The 17,042-nt window shown below is 71.9% G+C and carries 13 protein-coding genes; 7 read left to right on the top strand and 6 right to left on the bottom strand.

The window, feature by feature from the left end; all coding sequences use genetic code 11:
- Nucleotides 1–70: 70 nt before the first annotated feature.
- The 3 genes from KUM44_RS11835 (at nucleotide 71) to KUM44_RS11845 (ending at nucleotide 3,388) form a co-directional block, all read left to right on the top strand.
- Nucleotides 71–961 carry a hypothetical protein gene (locus KUM44_RS11835; protein WP_217207780.1) on the top strand — a complete coding sequence of 297 codons (891 nt, stop codon included), beginning with the start codon at nucleotides 71–73 and terminating at the stop codon, nucleotides 959–961.
- Between the two features lie 100 nt (nucleotides 962–1,061).
- A complete protein-coding gene (locus tag KUM44_RS11840) occupies nucleotides 1,062–2,309 on the top strand; it encodes an aminotransferase class I/II-fold pyridoxal phosphate-dependent enzyme (protein WP_217207781.1) in 1,248 nt (415 codons plus the stop codon).
- The gene (locus KUM44_RS11845; protein ID WP_217207782.1) at nucleotides 2,306–3,388 is read left to right on the top strand and encodes an MBL fold metallo-hydrolase; all 1,083 of its coding nucleotides are present in this window, start codon (nucleotides 2,306–2,308) and stop codon (nucleotides 3,386–3,388) included. Before KUM44_RS11840 ends, KUM44_RS11845 begins: the two co-directional genes overlap by 4 nt.
- Before the next feature lie 95 nt (nucleotides 3,389–3,483).
- Here the strand turns inward: KUM44_RS11845 and KUM44_RS11850 are convergent, their stop codons facing one another.
- The gene (locus KUM44_RS11850; RefSeq protein WP_217207783.1) at nucleotides 3,484–4,104 is read right to left on the bottom strand and encodes a DedA family protein; all 621 of its coding nucleotides are present in this window, start codon (nucleotides 4,102–4,104) and stop codon (nucleotides 3,484–3,486) included.
- The gene (locus KUM44_RS11855) at nucleotides 4,101–4,874 is read right to left on the bottom strand and encodes an MBL fold metallo-hydrolase (RefSeq protein ID WP_217207784.1); all 774 of its coding nucleotides are present in this window, start codon (nucleotides 4,872–4,874) and stop codon (nucleotides 4,101–4,103) included. Before KUM44_RS11855 ends, KUM44_RS11850 begins: the two co-directional genes overlap by 4 nt.
- A gap of 84 nt (nucleotides 4,875–4,958) precedes the next feature.
- Between KUM44_RS11855 and KUM44_RS11860 the strand changes: the two genes are divergently transcribed.
- From KUM44_RS11860 to dnaK, 4 genes are all read left to right on the top strand, one after another.
- Nucleotides 4,959–5,366 carry a hypothetical protein gene (locus KUM44_RS11860; RefSeq protein WP_217207785.1) on the top strand — a complete coding sequence of 136 codons (408 nt, stop codon included), beginning with the start codon at nucleotides 4,959–4,961 and terminating at the stop codon, nucleotides 5,364–5,366.
- 186 nt (nucleotides 5,367–5,552) lie between these two features.
- Nucleotides 5,553–7,676 (top strand): phage holin family protein, encoded by a 2,124-nt coding sequence (locus KUM44_RS11865; protein ID WP_217207786.1) that lies wholly within the window; start codon nucleotides 5,553–5,555, stop codon nucleotides 7,674–7,676.
- A gap of 215 nt (nucleotides 7,677–7,891) precedes the next feature.
- Nucleotides 7,892–8,320, top strand: a complete 429-nt coding sequence (locus KUM44_RS11870) for an OsmC family protein (protein ID WP_217207787.1) — start codon at nucleotides 7,892–7,894, stop codon at nucleotides 8,318–8,320.
- A 132-nt stretch (nucleotides 8,321–8,452) separates the two neighbouring features.
- Nucleotides 8,453–10,324 (top strand): molecular chaperone DnaK, encoded by a 1,872-nt coding sequence (dnaK, locus tag KUM44_RS11875; protein WP_217207788.1) that lies wholly within the window; start codon nucleotides 8,453–8,455, stop codon nucleotides 10,322–10,324.
- A 97-nt stretch (nucleotides 10,325–10,421) separates the two neighbouring features.
- On the opposite strand, the gene narI is transcribed toward dnaK, so the two are convergent.
- From narI to KUM44_RS11895, 4 genes are read right to left on the bottom strand one after another with little or no spacing between them, the layout of a single operon-like run.
- A complete protein-coding gene (narI, locus tag KUM44_RS11880; protein WP_217207789.1) occupies nucleotides 10,422–11,144 on the bottom strand; it encodes a respiratory nitrate reductase subunit gamma in 723 nt (240 codons plus the stop codon).
- Entirely contained in the window at nucleotides 11,141–11,635 is a 495-nt protein-coding gene (narJ, locus tag KUM44_RS11885) for a nitrate reductase molybdenum cofactor assembly chaperone (RefSeq protein WP_217207790.1), read from the bottom strand. Before narJ ends, narI begins: the two co-directional genes overlap by 4 nt.
- Nucleotides 11,635–13,269, bottom strand: coding sequence for a nitrate reductase subunit beta (gene narH, locus KUM44_RS11890; RefSeq protein ID WP_217207791.1), 1,635 nt, complete (start codon nucleotides 13,267–13,269; stop codon nucleotides 11,635–11,637). Before narH ends, narJ begins: the two co-directional genes overlap by 1 nt.
- Entirely contained in the window at nucleotides 13,269–16,973 is a 3,705-nt protein-coding gene (locus KUM44_RS11895; RefSeq protein WP_217207792.1) for a nitrate reductase subunit alpha, read from the bottom strand. Before KUM44_RS11895 ends, narH begins: the two co-directional genes overlap by 1 nt.
- Nucleotides 16,974–17,042 lie beyond the last annotated feature (69 nt).

The raw sequence follows: 17,042 nt of genomic DNA on the forward strand, positions 1-17,042 counted from the left end.
GGCGGGCTGTCATGGCTGCGGGGGCACGACCGCCGTACCCCCGCAGCCGTCGGCCGAAGGAGCCCACCCCATGCGCCGCAGAGCCCGCGCCCTGTCCGTCGCCGCCCTGGCCGGTGTCGTCCTGGGCTTCGCCGCCTCGGCCGTCTTCGCGGAACCGGCCGCCGAGGTCAGCCCCGGCAGCGTATCCCCGGGCGGCAGCGTCACCGTCTCGGTCTCCTGCGACGCTGCCGACGGCTCCGCGCCCGCCACCCTCGACGCCACCTCGCAGGCGTTCGAAGAAGGCACCGTCGAGCTGAAGCGGGTCTCCGGCAACGACGAGAAGAACGCCGGCCCCGCCTACAGCGGCACCGCCCGCATCCCCCCGGCCGAGAACTTCGAGGGCGACCCCGACGCGGCCGGACCGGACTCCGCCTGGACGGTGGACGGCACCTGCCCCGCGGCGGCCGGAGGGGAGGGCAAGCCGTGGAGCGCGACGTTCACGGTGGCCCTCGACAGCGGAGGCGGGACGGGCGGAAAGGACGCAGGCAAGGACGGCGGCAAGGACGCAGGCAAGGACGGCGACGAAGAGGGCGGCATGGGCGGAGGCACGGGCGGCTCGGACGGCGGCCACGGTGGCATCGAGGGGGGCCAGGGCGGTATGGAGAGTGACCAGGGCGGCATGGAGAGCGGGCAGGGTGGCTGGGAGGGCGGCATCGGTGGCACGGACGGCGGCGGTCAGCACTGCGCCGACCCCGGTTCGGACATGACCGAACCGGGCATGACCGGACCGGGCAAGGGCGAACCCGGCAAGGCCAAGGCGGACTGCGCCGACGAGGCGACCCACCACGGCGTGCGGGCCGGCTCGGGAGGCACCTTCACCGACTCCGTACCTGCCCTGGTCGCCGGCGGCGTCCTGATCGCGGGCGCGGCCGGCGGCGCGGTGTACCGGCTGCGCCGCAAGACGCCCACCGCTCAGGTGTGACGCACGCCGACGCTGTGAGGGGCGCAAACCCCTGCGGGCGCCCATGGGGGGCGGCACGATGGGTACTCACTGAGGCACCAGGCACAGCGCGGAGGCACGGATGCGACCGACGGACCCCGAAGGCCACGGCCCCGTCCGCTACGGTCCACCGCTGCCGGGCGACGGGCTTCCCGTGCTGCCCGAACTGGCCGCCGTGCTCGCCGCCGCGGCCGGCCGATCCGAGAGCGAGCCGATCGGAGGCGGCCACGGACTCCGTGAGGCCGCGTGCGGCTACTGGGACCGGCGTGGCCTGCCGACCGAGCCCGAGCAGGTGGTGGCCGCTCCCGGGGCGCCCGCCCTGCTGCTCGCGCTCACCGCCGCGCTCGGCGGCGACGTCCTGGTGCCACGGCCCTGCGCGGCGTGGTGGGCGCCGTACGCACGCCTGTTGGGCAGACCCGTCTTCCATGTGGCGACACCGGCCGAGAGCGGCGGTGTCCCGGACCCGTACGCCCTACTGGAGACCGTTCGCCGAGTCCGGGACGAGGGCGGTGACCCGCGGCTGCTGGTGCTGTCCGTCGCCGACGACCCCACCGCCACCGTGACCCCGCCCGAGGCACTGCACGAGACGCTGGAGGCCGCCACCGACGAGGGACTGCACCTGGTCAGCGACGAGACCTGGCGCGACACCGTGCACGCCCCGCACGACACCGTGCTGCTCAGCCCCGCCGAGATGCTGCCCGACCAGGTCACCGTTGTCACCGACCTGTCCGGCGCCCACCTGCCGCCCGGCTGGCCGGCCGCGGTCGCCCGGTTCCCCGCCCACGACGCCGGGAACGGCCTCCACGCGCGCGTGCTCGACGTGCTCACCGCGCTCGGCGCCCGGATCGCCGGCCCGGTCGCCATCGCGGCCCGGTACGCCCTGGAGGAGCCCGAGCCGGTCACCGCGCGGATCGCGGCCGCCGTACGGCTGCACGCGCGCGTGGCCGCCGCCGCGCACACCGCCGCCGTGAGGGCGGGCGCGGTGGCGCGGCCCCCGCAGGCCGGGCGGCACCTGTACGTCGACCTCGGCCCGCTGCGCGCCGGACTGTCCGCGCACGACGTGGGGGACGCACAGGACCTGGAGGACTTCCTCGCCGCCCGGCTCGGCATGCCCGCGCCCGGCGGGCACCGCTTCGGCGACGACCTCGGCGCGCTGCGCGTGCGGCTGTCCACCGGAGCGCTGCTGGCCGGCACCGAGGAGGAACGCGCGGAATGCGTCACTTCACCCTCGCCGTTGGAACTGCCGCACGTGCACCGCGCGTTGATCCACTTGAAGTCGGTCTTCGACGACCTCCGTGACGAAGCTCAGCGATGGGAGCCTCCTCGATGACGCAGCAGTCCGAGTCAGCCACGTCGACCACGCCGCGTACGCCCACCCGGGAAGCCGACGCGCCGCCGGCCCCGTCCCGCTTCGCGCCTGCGCCCCCGTTTCCCCCGCTCGCCGCACCTCGCCCACTGGGCGAACGCCGGGTGTGGCCGCGGACCTTCCACGACCGTCTGACCGCCCCGCTGCCCGGCTTCAAGACCCTCGCCCGCTTCGCCCGCGAGGGTTCCGTACGGCCCGGCCCGGAGGGCCTCGCGGACATCCCGCGCCTGCCCTTCGAGCCGGGCCCGGTACCCCGCGCGGACGCCCGCACGGTCGCCGTCTCCTGGGCGGGGCACGCCAGTTGGGTCGTGCAGATCGGCGGACTGACCGTCCTCACCGACCCCGTCTGGTCCCGCCGCATCCTCGGCACCCCGGCTCGCATCACCCCCGTCGGCATCGCCTGGAGCACCCTGCCGCGCGTCGACGCGGTCGTCATCAGCCACAACCACTACGACCACCTGGACGCCCCGACGCTGCGCCGACTCCCGCGCCATACCCCCGTGTTCGTACCGGCCGGCCTCGCCCCATGGTTCCGTCGCCGCCGCTTCACCCAGGTCACCGAGCTGGACTGGTGGGAGGCGGCCGAACTGTCCGGCGTCCGCTTCGACTTCGTCCCCGCCCACCACTGGTCCAAGCGCACCCTCACCGACACCTGCCGCAGCCTGTGGGGCGGCTGGGTCCTCACCGCCCCCGACGGACAGCGCGTCCACTTCGCGGGCGACACCGGCTACGGCCACTGGTTCACCCGCATCGGCGAGCGCTACCCCGGTATCGACCTCGCCCTGCTCCCCATCGGCGCCTACGACCCCCGCTGGTGGCTCAGCGACGTCCACTGCGACCCGGAGGAGGCGGTCCGAGCGGCCCAGGATCTCGGCGCGCGGCGAATGGCGCCGATGCACTGGGCCACGTTTGTGTTGTCGGCGGAGCCGGTCCTGGAACCGCTCACGCGGGTGCGGGTGGCGTGGGAGAAGGCGGGACTGGACCGGGAGGACCTGTGGGACATGCCGGTTGGTGCCTCACGGGTGCTTGAAATCGCCGGGTAAGGGGCACGCCCCAGGGGCGCGGGGCTGTATCGATATGCGGCTCCGCCGCGTGGGCGCGACCAGCCACAACGAAGCCCGCACCCCGCAACGAAACATCACCCGGCAGATCGAACCCGCCGCCACACACTCGGCGCCACGCTGATCACCAACGTCAACGCAACCGCCGCCACAACCCCCTCCCACGGCTCACTGAACAACGACCCCCCAAGAATCCCGATCAACTGGTACGTCACAGCCCAAGCCAGGCAGGCCGGCAAGTTGCCGCGGGCGAACCTCCGCATGGGCCACTTCGCCAGCAGACACGCCAACATCACCGGCAACCGCCCCGCCGGCACCAGCCGCGACAACACCAGCACGGCCACCCCATGCGCGGCGAGCTTCTCCTGCGCCCGCGCAAGCCGCTCCTCCGGCGCCCGCGACCGGATCGCCTCCAGCCAGCGCGACCCGTTCTTCGAGCCCATCCCACGCCGCCCGAGCCAGTACAACGTCGCATCGCCCAGGAACGCGGCCGTCGACGCCGTCACGAACACCAGCGCCAGCGAGAACGGTGCCGTCTGGTGAAACGCCACCACCGCCGCCGAACTCACCAGCGCACCCGTCGGGACCACCGGCACCAGCGCCCCGATCAGCACCAGCAGGAACAGGGACGGATAGCCGATCGCCTGCTGAGTCGACGCGGTCGGCACCACCGTCGTGGTGGCGGCCAGCACCGTCACCTGGTCACCTCCGGGCGCACGCGCTCCCCGTGCGCGAGCCGGTGCACCGAAACGCCGGGGGCACGCGCCGCCGCGAGTCGCACGAACTCCTCGCCGGGCGCATGGAATTCATGGGGGCGCACGGCGTCCATGCCGATCGGCCAGTACGTGCCGTAATGCACCGGCACCGCACTGCGCGGCGCGAGCCGGGCCAGTGCCTCGGCCGCCCGTCCCGCGTCCAGATGGCCCTCCCCGAGATACGGTCCCCAGCCGCCGACCGGCAGCAACGCCACGTCGACCGGACCGACCTCCTTCGCCATCGCGTCGAACAGCCCGGTGTCCCCGGCGAAGTACGTCCTTGCCTCGCCCTCGATGACATAGCCGAGGGCGGGCGAGCGACGCGGGCCGACCGGCAGCCGCCGTCCGTCGTGCCGCGCGGGCACGGCCCGTACGGCCAGAGCGCCGACCGTCGTCACGTCCCCCGGCGTCATCTCGCTCACCTGGAGATGCGCGAGCCGGCGCAGACCCGGTACCGCACGGAGTGCGCCCCGGGGCACGAGCAGGCGGGTGCCCTGCCCCAGTCTGGCCAGGGACGGAACATGCAGATGGTCGGCGTGCAGGTGGGAGACCACGGCGACGTCCGCGCGCCAGGCGCCGGGCGGCGGCAGTGCGCCCCGGCGGCGGCGCAGGTGTGCGAGCCGGCGTGCGAACAAGGGGTCTGTCAGGACGCGCACGTTCGAATCCTCGACCGTGCAGGTGGCGTGACCCCACCACGTGATCTCCACGGCCACCTTCTTTGCCTCCTTCGCGCGACTCCCCGAAGCGTACGGGCTGGAGTAGGGTCGGCGGCGAAACCCGGAGGTGAGGGGGACGCCATGGGGTCATCCGTAGTGCGCGTGACGGCGATCGCCAGTCTTACGCCGCTCGAACAGCTGGACGCCGACCCCTTCCTGGTGGACTCCCGCAGCCAGCACGCGATGTGCGCGCGCTGGGCCGCCGAACACGGGTACGTCGTCGCGCGCGAGCTGCTCGTACGCCGGCTGCGCGCGGACCACACCGTCCTGTGGGAGGGCGTCCGCCCCGGCCTCGACCTGTTCGTGGCACCCAGCCGAAGAGTGCTGGAGAGCGCGCTGTCCTGCGTCGAGGAGTTCACCGCGCAGTGCGCGCGGCGGGGGGTGCGGGTGGAGATCGTGGGGCGCGCCGAGCCCTTGTACGACGCGCAGATGAAGGCCCGGGTGCACCGAAGACTCTCGATGCCGACGGCGGGTTACGACGGCCGTTGAACGACGCGGCGCCGTTGTGGCAGGTCGCGCCCACGCGGCGGAGCCGCATGTCGATACAGCCCCGCGCCCCTTAGGGCGCATTTCAGCCTGTCCGGCGTTTGAGGACGAGGCCCGGAGGGCCGACAGCGGGGGTCTGGGGGCGCGGCCCCCAGGGACGGGACGGGTAGGGGCGGCGGGGGCGGGAGAATGGGGACCGGGAGGTGGGCTGTGCGTGATGGGCGTTGGCGACGCGTCGCCAGTCAGGTAGGGCGGAGCGTCACCGTGTGGGCGGTCTCCACTGTCACCATGCTCGTGCTCGCCGGCGTCCTCCCCGACTTCCAGCTCCAGTCCGCCGACGGCGACAGCGCCACCAGCATCGCCATGACCGCGGCCCTCGGCGCCGGCGCCTTCGGCCTGCTGTCCGCCCTCGTCTGGCCCCTTCTCGTACGGCTCCTGCTCCTCGTGCCCGCCCTGGTGCTCGGCCTGCTGGTGTTCTTCCTCAACGGCTCCCTGCTCATCGTCGCCCTGCGCCTCGTCCCCTCCGGTGACAGCGAGGCCGCCCCCGAGACCGCCGTCATCGTCGCCGCCGTGATGTCCGCCGTCGCCTCGGCCACCGGCGCCGCCCTGGCCGTACGGGACGACGACGCCTACCGACGCCGGCTGTACCGCCTCGCCGACCGCCGCCGCAGAGCCCTGCCACCCGGCCCGTCCAGCCCCGGCACCGTCTTCGTACAGCTCGACGGCGTCGGCCACGACGTCCTCCTCGCCGCCGTCGGCAAGGACCTGATGCCCACCGTCGCCCGCTGGCTGGGAGAGGGAGCCCAAGACCCCGCCGGCCTCGGCCGACCCGCCCGCCCCACCCACCGGCTCACCCCCTGGCGCACCGACTGGTCCAGCCAGACCGGCGCCAGCCAGCTCGGCATCCTGCACGGCAGCAACCAAGACGTTCCCGCCTTCCGCTGGTACGAGAAAGCCGGCCGCGAGGTGATGGTCTGCAACCGCCCCGCCAACGCCGCCGAACTCCAGCGCCGCGCCATCGACCGCACCGGCGACGGCGGACTCCTTGCCGCCGACGGCGCCAGCCGCGGCAACCTCTTCAGCGGCGGCGCCGGCGAGCAGGCCCTCGTGCTGTCCATCGCCACCAGACGGCGCGGCCGTGAGAACCGCTCCCGCGCGGGCTACTTCGCCTACTTCTCCGACCCGGCCAACGCCGTACGCACCGCCCTGTCCTTCGTCGCCGAGGTCGGCCGCGAGATCGGCCAGTCCACCCGCACCCGCGCCCGCAAGGTCCGCCCGCGTGTCTCCCGCGGCGGCCTCTACCCGTTCGTCCGGGCCTTCGCGACCGTCGTCGAACGGGATGTCGTCGTCGCCGCGGTGATGGGCGACATGCTCGCCGGCCGCACCGCCGTCTACGCCGACCTGGTGGCGTACGACGAGGTGGCGCACCACTCCGGTCCGGGCAGCCGCGACGCCGAGAAGGTCCTCGCCCGCCTCGACCGGTCCCTCGCGTTGATCGAGAACGTCGCCGAGCACGCGCCGCGGCCGTACCGGATCGTCGTGCTCTCGGACCACGGCCAGAGCCCCGGCGAGACCTTCCGGTCCCGGTACGGCCTTGGCCTCGGCGACCTGGTGCGGGCCGGCAGCGGGCTGGCCGTGTCGCGCAGGGCGCGGCGCACCCACAGCGGCGCGGAGGCCCGCGCGGCCGTGCGTGCCGCGCTGCGCCGGCCCGTCGAGGAGGGCGGTGAACAGCGTCGCCCGTCCCGTCGCTCGGAGCCGATCGTGCTCGCCTCCGGCAACCTCGGCCTGGTCTCCTTCCCGGACGTGCCGCACCGGATGACCAGGGAGGAGATCGACGCCCGCCACCCGGCCCTGCTCACCACCCTCGCCAACCACCCCGGCGTCGGCTTCCTGCTCGTCCGCAGCGAGGAGCACGGCGGTCTGGTGCTCGGCGCGTACGGCGCCGAGATCCCGCTGGGCCGACTGGACGAGGATCCGGGGCCGTTGAAGGTCTTCGGGCCGGGCGCCGCCGACGCCGTGCGCCGTACGCACTCCTTCCCGAACGCCGCCGACATCATGGTCAACTCCGCGTACGACCCGGCCGAGGGCGGCGAGGTGCTCGCCTTCGAGGAGCAGATCGGCTCGCACGGCGGACTGGGCGGGGCGCAGGGCAAGCCGTTCCTGCTGTCGCCGCTCGCCTTCTCCGTGCCGGTCGGCGACGGCGAGGACCTCGTCGGCGCCGAGCACGTGCACCGCGTGCTGCGCCGCTGGCTGCGGGAATCGAACGGCCCTCAGGTGCCCTTGGCGGCGGAGCCGGAGGAACGGGCCGCCTGAGCCCCGGGGTTGTCAGCGGGGGGCGTGCAAGAAGTCGAGAGCGGCGCCGGTTCAGGCGCAAAGAGGCGAGCCCCTGCTGTGCGGGCAGCCGATTCCGCGGGGCCGTCGCCCGCCGTTCACCTCCCGTGGGCCGGTCTTCCGGGTGCAGTGAGCCGGAGTGTGATCGGATGGGGGCACGGACCCAGGAAACGGGCCCCCACGCGAAAGGAAGAACCGTGGCTACCACGCGCTCCGCACACACCGTCTGGGAAGGCAACCTGCTCGAGGGCAACGGTGTCGTCAACTTCGACTCATCCGGTGCCATCGCCGCGCAGCCGGTCACGTGGGCCTCGCGGTCCCAGGAGGCGAACGGCAAGACCAGCCCCGAGGAACTGATCGCCGCCGCGCACTCCAGCTGCTTCTCCATGGCGCTCTCGCACGCCCTGGCGGGAGCCGGGACGCCGCCCACCAAGCTCGTCACCTCGGCCGACGTGAGTTTCCAGCCGGGGGAGGGCATCACCGGGATCCACCTCACCGTCGAGGGGACGGTGCCCGGTATCGACAACGACGCGTTCGTCGCGGCGGCGGAGGACGCCAAGAAGAACTGCCCGGTCAGTCAGGCGCTGACGGGCACGACGATCACGCTGTCCGCGAAGCTGGCGTAACCGTTCGCCCACGCTGAGCGAGCGCTCAGCTCCCGTTTGGCACCCCTCCCACCGGTCACCCGTCCCATTGACAAGAACCCACTCAAGTTTTGTGCTGGAGTTCAAAGGGTGCCCTGGCGGAAGGGGACGGCGATGGCACGCGCGGTCGGGATCGATCTCGGGACCACGAACTCGGTGGTCGCCGTTCTGGAGGGCGGCGAACCCACGGTCGTCGCCAACGCGGAGGGGGCCAGGACCACACCGTCGGTCGTGGCCTTCGCCAAGAACGGCGAGGTGCTCGTGGGGGAGGTGGCCAAACGGCAGGCGGTGACGAACATCGAGCGCACCGCCCGATCGGTGAAGCGGCACATGGGCGACGGGAGCTGGCGCTTCCCGGACCAGGGCGACATCGACGGCACCCGCTACCGGGCGCAGGAGCTGTCCGCCCGGGTGCTTCAGAAGCTGAAGCGGGACGCCGAGTCCTATCTGGGCGAGGACGTCACCGACGCGGTGATCACCGTCCCGGCCTACTTCGACGACTCCCAGCGGCAGGCTACGAAGGAGGCCGGGGAGATCGCGGGCCTGAAGGTCCTGCGGATCATCAACGAGCCCACCGCCGCCGCCCTCGCCTACGGCCTGGACCGGGGCGAGGAGCAGACGGTGCTGGTCTTCGACCTCGGCGGCGGCACCTTCGACGTCTCGCTGCTGGAGATCGGCGACGGCGTCATCGAGGTCAAGGCCACCAACGGTGACACGCATCTGGGCGGCGACGACTGGGACCAGCGGGTCGTCGAGCACCTCGTGAAGAAGTTCAAGGGGCAGAACGGCATCGACCTCGCGGGCGACAAGATGGCGGTGCAGCGGCTGCGCGAGGGCGCCGAGAAGGCCAAGATCGAGCTGTCCTCCTCGTCCGAGACGACGATCAACCTGCCCTACATCACCGCCTCCGCCGAGGGCCCCCTCCACCTCGACGAGAAGCTGACCCGCGCCCAGTTCCAGGAGCTCACCGCCGATCTCCTCGACCGCTGCAAGACCCCCTTCCACCAGGCGGTCAAGGACGCCGGCATCAAGCTCTCCGCCGTCGACCACGTCATCCTCGTCGGCGGCTCCACCCGCATGCCCGCCGTCACCGACCTCGTGAAGGAACTCACCGGCAAGGACCCGCACAAGGGCGTCAACCCCGACGAGGTCGTGGCCGTGGGCGCCGCTCTCCAGGCGGGCGTCATCCGCGGTGACGTCAAGGACGTCCTGCTGCTCGACGTCACCCCGCTGTCCCTCGGCATCGAGACCAAGGGCGGCATCATGACCAAGCTCATCGAACGCAACACGACCATCCCCACCCGGCGTTCGGAGATCTTCACCACGGCCACCGACAACCAGCCCTCGGTCGGCATCCAGGTCTACCAGGGCGAACGCGAGATCGCGGCGTACAACAAGAAGCTCGGCGTCTTCGATCTCACCGGTCTGCCGCCCGCCCCGCGCGGTGTCCCGCAGATCGAGGTGGCCTTCGACATCGACGCCAACGGGATCATGCACGTCTCCGCGAAGGACATGGCGACCGGCCGCGAGCAGAAGATGACGGTGACGGGCGGCTCGGCCCTCCCGAAGGACGACATCGACCGCATGATGCGGGACGCCGAGGAGTACGCCGAGGAGGACCGCAAGCGCCGCGAGGCGGCCGAGACGCGGAACCAGGCCGAGCAACTCGTCTACCAGACCGAGAAGTTCGTCCGCGACAACGAGGACAAGGTCCCCGCGGACACCAGGTCGGAGGTCGAGTCGGCGGCGGCCGAACTGAAGCGGCTCCTGGAAGAGAACGCCGAGACGAGCGCCCTGCGCACCGGCATCGAGAAACTCGCCACGGTGAGCCAGCAGATGGGACAGGCGATGTACGCCCAGACCCAGCAGTCACCGACCGACGCCGATGCCACCGGCTCGGAACGGGCCGCACCGCAGGACGACGACGGTGTGGTGGACGCCGAGATCGTCGACGAGGACCGGGATACGAAGGGCGGGGCGGCCTGAGCAGATCAGGCCTTGAAGGGGCGCGGGGAACTGCGCGACCAGCCACGATGGCGCCGCAGACGAGGCCCGGCACATCGCGGCATCCCCAGCGGAGCGATCACGCATCCGTCTTCTCCCAGCCCCGCCGCTCCGGTCGGGGTCCCAACTGCCTGGGGTCCCGGCTGCGGTACACCACGTACGGCCGGAACAGGTACTGCACCGGCGCGCTGAACATGTGCACCAGCCGGGTGTACGGCACCAGCGCGATCAGTGCCATGCCGACCACCGCGTGGATCTGGTACAGGACGGGGACGCCCGCCATCAGACCGGTGTCCGGGGTGAGGGTGAACAGACTGCGGGCCCAAGGAGCGATGGACTGGCGGTAGTCGTAGCCGTCGCCGGAGGCATGGGTCAGTTTGGCGACCATGCCCATCACGATCGCCGCGACCATCACCAGATACATCACCTTGTCGTTGGCGGTGGTCGCCCGGAACACCGGTGCCCGGGTGCGGCGGCGGTAGACCAGCAGCGCGATCCCGCCGACCGTGACGAGGCCGGCCGCCGTACCGCCGTACAGGGAGAACAGGTGGTAGGTGTGCTCGCTCACGCCGACGGCGTCCGTCCAGGACTCGGGGATGAACAGCCCGGCGACGTGGCCGACCAGCACGAAGAGGATGCCGTAGTGGAAGGCGGGCGAGGCGGTGTTCAGGAGCCTCGACTCGTACATCTGGGACGAGCGGGTGGTCCAGCCGAAGCGGTCGTAGCGGTGCCGCCAGAACAGGCCGGCGACGAGCAGGGCGAAGGTGACGTAGGGCAGGACGCCCCAGAGCAGTGTGGTCATGGGCGCGTCCCCGTCTGTGCGGTCGGCAGGGTGGCGCACACGGCGGCCAGGACGGACGCGTACGGTGTGCCGAAGTCGGTGAGCCGGGTGCGGAGTTGGTCCAGGCAGTCCCGGTGCTCCAGCAGGAGGTCGGTGTTGCCGGTGCGGGCCGCGAACTCCAGGACCGCGGGCAGGAAGTCGGGCAGCTCCTCGCCGGTGAACTCCAGGCCGTGGGCGCGGTAGAGGCCCTTGAAGCGGACCAGCGACATGCCGCGCCGCCGGGTGTCCCCGTCACGCCACCAGCTCAGGTAGAGGCTGTGGCGGTTCTCGAGGTCGAAGACCTCGACGTAGTGCGCGGCCAGTTCGCCGGGCGGCGTCACGGCCGCGTGGTCGGTGAACTCCCGCAGCTGCGGGGCCGCCTCGCGCAGCAGCGGCAGACGGGCGCGGAAATCCTCGTCGGGGTAGGTCAGGCAGAGCGCGGCCGCCTGGTAGAACACCTCGAAGGACGGCATCAGGCCTCCTCGCGGTCGGCTGTGGGATCGGCTGTGGGGGTGGTGTCGGCCGCGTCGTCCGCGGTCTGGCGGCGGCGCAGGAGGTGGAAGTTCTCCACCGGGACGAGCGGCAGCAGCTTGCGGCCCGAGTCCTGGCCGAAGGGCCCGTCCCCGCCCATCCCGGGCCCGCCGTCGTAGTCGAGGCTGCACCCCTCGGGCAGCGCCGACTCCTCCAGGCGCCGGGCGTCCGCGACGGCCGCCGTCGGAATCACGTACCGGTCCTCGTACTTGGCGACGGCCAGCAGCCGGTACATCTCCTCGATCTCCCGCGCCTCCATACCCACGGCGTCCGGCACCGAGGGATCCGGCTCCTCGCCCAGGTTGATCGCCCGCATGTGGGAGCGCATCGCCGCCAGCTTCTCCAGCGAGGCCCGGACCGGGCCGATCTCACCTGCCGTGAACATCTCCGCCAGGTACTCCAGCGGAATGCGCAGGCTGTCGATCGCCCCGAACAGGTTCCCGGCGTCCTCGCCGTCGTGCCCGGTCTCGCTCAGCGCGTCCACCACCGGGGACAGCGGCGGGATGTACCAGACCATGGGCATCGTCCGGTACTCCGGGTGCAGCGGGAGCGCCACCCGGTACTTGCTGATCAGCGCGTGCACGGGCGAGCGGCGGGCCGCCTCCACCCAGTCGTACGGGATCCCCGCCTCGTCGGCCGCCCGCTGCACGGCACGGTCCTCGGGGTCGAGGAACACCCCCAACTGCGCCTCGTACAGGTCCCGTTCGCTGCGCACGGACGCGGCGGCCGTGACCCTGTCGGCGTCGTAGAGCACGACCCCGAGATAGCGCAGCCGGCCCACGCAGGTCTCCGAGCAGACCGTGGGCAGACCGACCTCGATCCGCGGATAGCACAGCGTGCACTTCTCCGCCTTGCCGGTGCGGTGGTTGAAGTACACCTTCTTGTACGGGCATCCCGTCACGCACATCCGCCAGCCCCGGCACCGGTCCTGGTCGACGAGGACGATGCCGTCCTCCGCCCGCTTGTACATCGCGCCCGACGGACAGGACGCCACGCAGGACGGGTTGAGGCAGTGCTCGCAGATGCGCGGCAGATAGAACATGAAGGTCTGCTCGAACTCGAACCGCACCTTGTCCGAGGCCTGTCTGCGCGCCTGCTCCACCATCGGGTCGAAGTCGCCGTGGGCGGGCGCGCCGGCGAGGTTGTCGTCCCAGTTCGACGACCACTCGATCTTCATCGGCTTGCCGTCGAGCTGCGAGATCGGCTGCGCCACCGGGTAGTCGTCGCCGAGCGGAGCGTCCGTGAGGTTCTTGTAGTCGTACGTCCAGGGCTCGTAGTAGTCCTTGATCTCGGGGAGTTCGGGGTTGGAGAAGATCCCGGCCAGCTTGCGGATCCGGCCGCCCGCCTTGAGCTTCAGCGCGCCGCGCCGGTTCAGCTCCCAGCCGCCGCGCCAGCGCTCCTGGTCCTCGTAGCGGCGTGGATAGCCCTGGCCGGGGCGGGTCTCGACGTTGTTGAACCAGACGTACTCCATGCCCCGACGGTTGGTCCACGCCTGCTTGCAGGTGACCGAGCAGGTGTGGCAGCCGATGCACTTGTCGAGGTTCATGACCATCGCGATCTGGGCCATCGGGCGCATCAGTACTCGACCTCCTGGCTGCGGCGGCGGATCACCGTCACCTCGTCGCGCTGGTTGCCCGTCGGGCCCAGGTAGTTGAACGCCCAGGAGAGCTGGGCGTAGCCGCCGACGAGATGGGACGGTTTGAGGATCAGCCGGGTGAGTGAGTTGTGGATGCCGCCGCGCCTGCCGGTGGTCTCGGACTTCGGGACGGCGACCGTGCGTTCCTGCGCGTGGTGCATGTAGACGGTGCCGGCCGGCATCCGGTGCGAGACGACGGCCCGGGCGACGACCACTCCGTTGCGGTTGACCGCCTCCACCCAGTCGTTGTCGACGACGCCGATCGCTTCGGCGTCCTGCGGGGACATCCAGATGTTCTGGCCGCCGCGGGAGAGGGCCAGCATGAAGAGGTTGTCCTGGTACTCGGAGTGGATGGACCACTTGTTGTGCGGGGTGAGATAGCGGACCGTCACCTCCCGCTGCCCGTCCGGGCCCAGGCGCTGCTCGCCGAACAGCTGGTTCATGTCCAGCGGCGGCCGGTACACGGGGAGCGCCTCGCCGAGCTCGTGGATCCAGTCGTGGTCCAGGAAGAAGTGCTGGCGGCCGGTGAGCGTGTGCCAGGGCTTGAGATGCTCGGTGTTGAGGATGAACGCGGTGTAGCGCCGCCCGCCCGACTCGCTGCCCGACCACTCCGGCGACGTGATCACCGGCACGGGCGCGGCCTGCGTGTCCGCATACGTGACCCGCCTGCCCTCGTGCTCGGCCGCGAGATGCGCCATCTCCTGCCCGGTGTGGGCCTGAAGCGTGCGGAAGCCCTGGGTGGCGAGGCGGCCGTTGGTGGTGCCGGAGAGGGCGAGGATGGTGTTCGCGGCCTTCACGGCCGTGTCGAGGGAGGGGCGGCCGTCGGGGGTGACGCCGTTCAGGTGCCGGAGATCCTCGACCTCCTCGTCCGGCTTGAGCGTGATTCCCTTCGCGGGCAGGCCGAGCTGCTCGACCAGCGGCCCCAGCGCGGCGAAATTGGCACCGATCGCCGTGTAGTCCCGCTCCACGACGGTCAGTTGAGGCATCGTCCTCCCGGGCACCGGATCGCACTCCCCGCGCCGCCAGTCCAGGACGACCCCGCCCGGCTGGGCGATCTCGCCCGGGGTGTCGTGCTGGAGCGGGGTCGCCACCAGGTCCTTGCGCACCCCCAGATGGTCGACGGCGAGTTCACTCAGCCGCTCGGCCAGCGCCTTGAACGTGTCGAAGTCGGTGCGCGCCTGCCACGGCGGATCCACTGCCGGGGTGAAGGAGCGGACGTAGGGATGCATGTCCGTGCTGGACAGGTCGTGCTTCTCGTACCAGGTCGCGGCGGGCAGTACGACGTCCGACAGCAGAGTGGACGACGTCTGCCGGAAGTCCAGCGACAGCAGCAGGTCGAGCTTGCCCTCGGGCGCCTCGTCGTGCCAGGTCACGTCCTTGGGCCGGACGTCCTCGGGGGCCTCCTCGGCCTGGAGGGACGAGTGTGTGCCCAGCAGGTGCCGGGTGAAGTACTCGGCGCCCTTCGCCGACGAGCCGAGCAGGTTGGCCCGCCACAGCGTCAGCACCCGCGGCCAGTTCTCCGGCGCGTCCGGGTCCTCGCAGGCGAACTTCAGGGTGCCCGCCCGCAGTTCGGCCACCACCCTCGACACCGGATCGCCGAACGTCTCGCCCAGCTCCAGCGGGTTGCGGTCGAACGTCGGGTACGACGGCATCCACCCCACCCGCGCCGACAGCGCCAGACAGTCCGCGCCCGTCATCCCCCGGAAGCGGCCCGTGCCGAGCGGCGAGGCCAGCACGTCGGCCGTGAAGCGGTCGTAGCGCCACTGGTCGGTGTTGAGGAACCAGTACGCCGTGCCGATCATCTGCCGTGGCGGCCGAGACCAGTCCGACGCCGCCGCGAGCGTCGCCCAGCCGGTCACCGGACGGCACTTCTCCTGGCCCACGTAGTGCGCCCAGCCGCCGCCGTTGCGGCCCTGGCAGCCGGTGAGCTGGAGCAGGGCGAGGAAGGAGCGGTAGATGGTCTCGGAGTGGAACCAGTGGTTGGTGCCGGCACCCATCAGGATCATGCAGCGGCCCTTCGAGCGCTCGGCCGTCCGCGCGAACTCCCGTGCGATCCGTATGCACTTGGCCGCCGGGACGGAGGTGTGGGCCTGCTGCCAGCCGGGCGTGCCGGGCGCGTCCGCATCCTCGTACGACGCCGGCCAGCGGCCCGGCAGCCCCTGCCGCCCCACCCCGTACTGGGCGAGCAGCAGATCGAAGACCGTCGTCACCAGCGGGCCGTTCGCGCCGCCGAGCTTCGTCGCCGGGACGCCACGCCGGACGACGTCCCCGCGCCCCTGCCCGTGCGCCCCGCCCTCGGTGTCGAAGCGCGGCAGCAGCACCTCGACACCCACGGCGACCTCACTGCCGTGAAGGCTCAACTGCGGCCGTATGTCACCGAGTTCGAGGTTCCACTGACCCCGGCCCGACTCGGACCAGCGAAAGCCGAGCGAGCCGTTCGGGGCGACCGCGCGGCCCGACGCCTCGTCGAGCACGACCGTCTTCCACTCGGCGCTCCCGCCCTCCTGACCCAGGTCCGAGGCGCGCAGGAACTTCGCCGGGACGTGGGCGCCGTCCCGTTCCTCCAGGGTGACCAGGAAGGGCAGGTCGGTGAACTGCCGTACGTAGTCCGCGAAGAACGGTGTCTCGCGGTCGACGAAGAACTCCTTGAGGATCACGTGGCCCATCGCGAGGGCCAGCGCGCCGTCCGTCCCGGGGTGCGGGTGCAGCCACTCGTCGGCGAACTTGGCGTTGTCGGCGTAGTCGGGGGCGACGACCACGACCTTCTGGCCCCGGTATCGGGCCTCCGCCATCCAGTGGGCGTCCGGGGTGCGGGTGACGGGGACGTTCGAGCCCCACATCATCAGATACGCGGCGTCCCACCAGTCGCCCGACTCCGGGACGTCGGTCTGGTCGCCGAAGACCTGCGGGGAGGCGACCGGCAGATCGGCGTACCAGTCGTAGAAGGACAGCATGGGGGCGCCGATCAGGGAGTGGAAGCGCGCGCCCGCCGCGTGCGACACCATCGACATCGCGGGGATGGGGGAGAAACCGGCGATGCGGTCGGGGCCGTACGTCCTGATGGTGTGCACGTGGGCCGCCGCGACCAGCTCGACCGCCTCGTCCCAACTCGCCCGCACCAGGCCGCCCTTGCCGCGTGCCCGCTGGTAGCGGCGGCGGCGCTCGGGGTCGCTCTGGAGGTCCGCCCAGGCCAGGACGGGATCCCGCAGGCGCTCCTTCGCCTCCCGGTACATCTCCAGGAGGACCCCGCGGACGTACGGGTGGCGAACCCGGGTGGGGGAGTAGGTGTACCAGGAGAAGGCGGCGCCGCGAGGGCAGCCGCGGGGCTCGTACTCGGGGCGGTCGGGGCCGACGCTCGGATAGTCGGTCTGCTGGGTCTCCCAGGTGATGATGCCGTCCTTGACGTACACCTTCCAGCGGCAGGAGCCGGTGCAGTTCACGCCGTGCGTGGAGTTCACGACCTTGTCGTGGCTCCAGCGGTCCCGGTAGAAGGCGTCCGCCTCGCGCCCGCCGGTCAGCGCGACACTGTGCAGATCGGGCGCGGGCGTGCCCGGCCGGAAGAACCTGCCCGCCTTGAGCAGCGCCGCGCCCGGCTCCGGGGGTGGCTCGGCGGGCGGGGTGGGCGGTATCTCCGTGTCGGTCACAGGCGCTCCCTTGGTTGCCCTGGTCCCTGATCACGAACCTAGGGCGGCGCGCGGGAGCGCACCCCTTCA

The sequence above is a fragment of the Streptomyces sp. AC550_RSS872 genome, assembly GCF_019049285.1.
GTDB lineage: Bacteria > Actinomycetota > Actinomycetes > Streptomycetales > Streptomycetaceae > Streptomyces.